We start from the raw sequence: 3,480 nt of genomic DNA on the forward strand, positions 1-3,480 counted from the left end.
GGGGTGGACGGCGGCCTGTGCGGCGGTGCTTCGGTGCCGGCGCACGGGCCGCCGGTCGTGCGCACCGGCCTGCACAGGCCGTCGGTCGTGCGGGCCGGTGCGCGGGGCCGAGGTTCGCCGGGCCGGCGGGGCCGGTGCGGGGGAGGAGTCGTCCGTGACCTTGACACCGCTCCGGTTTCTGACGGACAGTCAGAAACCTTAGTGTCCCCGTCCGGGAGGCCCTCGTCGTGCATCTCGCCCCGACCGAGCGGCAGCTGCGGCTGCGCGCCGAACTGCGCTCGTACTTCCGCGACGTGATGCCCGGTGGCCCGCCCCCATCCGGCGACACCGCCGCACAGCGGCGGCTGCTGCGGCGGATCGGCGACGACGGCATGCTCGGGCTCGGCTGGCCCGAGGAGTACGGCGGACAGGGCCGCGGACCCGACGAGCAGTTCGTCTTCTTCGACGAGGCGTACCGCGCGGGCGCGCCCGTCTCGATGGTCACCCTGAACACCGTCGGCCCGACGCTGATGAAGTACGGCATCGAGGAGCAGAAGAGCTACTTCCTCCCCCGGATCCTGCGCGGCGAGACGGTCTTCGCGATCGGCTACAGCGAGCCGGACGCCGGGACCGACCTCGCCTCGCTGCGCACGAAGGCGGTACGGGACGGCGACTCCTGGCTGATCGACGGGCAGAAGGTCTTCACCTCGAACGCCCAGAACGCGGACTGGATCTGGCTCGCCTGCCGCACCGCCCCCGAGGCGCCCAAGCACCGGGGCATCTCGATCGTCCTCGTCCCGACGGACGCGCCCGGGTTCTCGTGGACACCGATCGAGACGATCGGCGGCCTGACGACGACCGCGACGTACTACGACGGCATCCGCGTGCCGGCCGGGAACCTGGTCGGACCGGAGAACGGCGGCTGGGGGCTGATCACCAACCAGCTCAACCACGAACGGGTCGCGCTCGCCGCCATCGGGATGCAGGCCGAGGACCACTACGCGGCGGCGCTCGCCGCGGCCCGCACCCCCGATCCGGTGACGGGACGGCGGCGGGTCGACGAGCCGTGGGTCCGGATCCGGGCGGCCGAGGCGCATGCCCGGCTGGCCGCGACGCGCCTGCTCAACTGGCGTCTGGTGGCGGACGTGGGGGTGGACCGGCTGGCCCCCGGGGACGCGAGCGGTGTGAAGTTCGCGGGCACCGAGTCGGCGGTGGAGGTGTACCGCATCTGCCAGGAGATCGCGGGCGCCGCGGGGACGGTGCGGGCGGGGTCGCCGGGGGAGTTCGACGGCGGCGAGCTGGAGCGGATGAACCGTGCCGCGCAGTCGCCGCAGCGCTGGATGAGCAGCCGGTGCGCCGCCACACCCTCCCAGAATCCGGCGTTGTCCCGGTTGACGACGGGCCGGGGCCGCCGGGGCCGGGTGCCGGACGCTCCCGCACCCGTCACGGCCCGCGCCCCCTCCCCGGATCCCGTGGCGCCGCCGTTCTCCGGTCCGACCAGGTTCCCGGCCGGCACGCGGATGCCGTCGTAGTACGTCGCGGTCGTCGTCAGGCCGCCGATCGTCTCGATCGGTGTCCACGAGAACCCGGGCGCGTCCGTCGGGACGAGGACGAAGCGGGACGGGGGGCGGCGATGACCGCGGGAGAACCGACCGGGCCGGGCGGCCGCACCTGGGGCCTCGCCGCCTCCGTGGCCGCCGGTGCGCCCGACCGCTCGTTCGCGGAACGGCTGAAGTCGTACGAGGGGCGGGTCGCGGCCGCGGAGGGGGTGGGCAAGGACCCGGTCGACGCGGCGATGATCAGGCACTGGTGCGAGGCCATGGGCGACAACGACCCGGCGTACCGGGGGCCCGACGCCGTCGCGCCGCCCACGATGCTCCAGGCGTGGACGATGGGCGGCCTGTCCGGGCACTCGGACCGCTCCGGGGCCTACGACGAACTGTCCGCGCTGCTCGACGACGCCGGATTCACCTCCGTGGTCGCCACCGACTGCGAGCAGGAGTACCTGCGGCCCTTGCGCCCCGGGGACACCGTCACCTTCGACGCGGTCATCGAGTCCGTCTCGGACCGCAAGACCACCAAGCTCGGCACGGGCCACTTCGTCACGACGCGGATGGACATACGTGCCGACGGCGTGCTCGCGGGAACCCACCGCTTCCGCATCCTCAAGTACGCGCCGGCCGGGGCGAAGTCCCGGCCGGCCACGGGATCCGGGGAGGGGGCGCGGGCCGTGACGGGTGCGGGAGCGTCCGGCACCCGGCCCCGGCGGCCCCGGCCCGTCGTCAACCGGGACAACGCCGGATTCTGGGAGGGTGTGGCGGCGCACCGGCTGCTCATCCAGCGCTGCGGCGACTGCGCGACCCTGCGCTTCCCCTGGCTCCCCGGCTGCAACGCCTGCGGCTCACAGCGCTGGGACACCGTCGAGGCGAGCGGGGCCGGGACGGTCTACTCGTACGTGGTGATGCACCACCCGTCGTTCCCGGCCTTCGACCCTCCCTACGCGGTCGGGCTGATCGAACTGGCCGAAGGCGTACGGATGGTCAGCAACGTGGTCGGCGTACCGTACGACAAGGTCCGCATCGGGATGCCGGTACGGCTGGAGTTCCTGCGCGCGGACGAGGAGCTGGAGCTTCCGGTCTTCCGGGGGCTGCCGGGAGGTGCGGGCTGACATGGACTTCACGCCCACGCAGGAGCAGGCCGCGGCCCAGGGGCTGGCGGCGCGGATCTTCGGCGATCTCGCCACGCCCGATCGGCTCGCGGCCGCGGGCGGGGACAGCGACCCCGAGCTGTGGAAGGCCCTGTGCGCGGCCGGACTGCTGGAGGCGGTCGAGGAGACCGGGCTGCTCGGCCTCGTCCTGCTCGCCGAGGAGCAGGGGCGGACGACGGCCCAGGTGCCCTTCACGGCGAGCGGTGTGTACGGGCTCCTCGCCGTCGCCCGGCACGGTACGGACGAGCAGCGTGCCCGGCTGCTGCCCGGGCTCAGGGACGGTACGACGGTGGTGACCGGGGCGTTCCCGGAGACCGGGCGGATCAGGGCCGAGGCGGGCGGGCCGGGCGGTGGGGGCCTGCTCACCGGGACGGTCGACTGGGTGCCGTGGCTCAGGGACGCCACCCACGTCCTGCTCCCGGACCAGGACGCCGCGCTCTGGCTCGTCACGCTGTCCCCGGCGGCCGGGCGAGCTCCGTCCGACGGAGCCGTACCCGGCCCGCCCGCCGCGACCGTCACGCCCGCCGTACCGGGCCCGCCCGTGGCGACCGTCACGCCCGTCGAGCTCACCGCGCCCTGGGCCGCGGGACGGCTCGTGCTCGACGGCGCCCCGGGCGAGCGGCTCGGCGCCGGGGCGGGCGGGGCCGGCGGCGCCGGGGCGGCCTGCGCCCCCTCCCCGGATCCCGTGGCCGGCCGGGACTTCGCCCCGGCCGGCGCGTACTTGAGGATGCGGAAGCGGTGGGTTCCCGCGAGCACGCCGTCGGCACGTATGTCCATCCGCGTCGTGACGAAGT

Annotated in this window: 3 protein-coding genes; all 3 read left to right on the forward strand. The window is 74.7% G+C overall.

The annotated features are described in order from the left end of the window. The first annotated feature begins 227 nt into the window (after window positions 1-227). Complete coding sequence (locus EAO71_RS03075) at window positions 228-1,511, forward strand: acyl-CoA dehydrogenase family protein (protein ID WP_261991966.1); 1,284 nt, start codon at window positions 228-230, stop codon at window positions 1,509-1,511. A 101-nt stretch (window positions 1,512-1,612) separates the two neighbouring features. Continuing rightward, complete coding sequence (locus tag EAO71_RS03085; protein ID WP_147976213.1) at window positions 1,613-2,647, forward strand: bifunctional MaoC family dehydratase N-terminal/OB-fold nucleic acid binding domain-containing protein; 1,035 nt, start codon at window positions 1,613-1,615, stop codon at window positions 2,645-2,647. Window position 2,648: 1 nt separating this feature from the next. Continuing rightward, window positions 2,649-3,480, forward strand: an 832-nt coding sequence (locus EAO71_RS03090; protein WP_147976214.1) for an acyl-CoA dehydrogenase family protein, incomplete at its 3' end; no start/stop codon positions are given.

This window comes from Streptomyces sp. MS191, from assembly GCF_008042125.1.
Classification (GTDB): Bacteria; Actinomycetota; Actinomycetes; order Streptomycetales; family Streptomycetaceae; genus Streptomyces.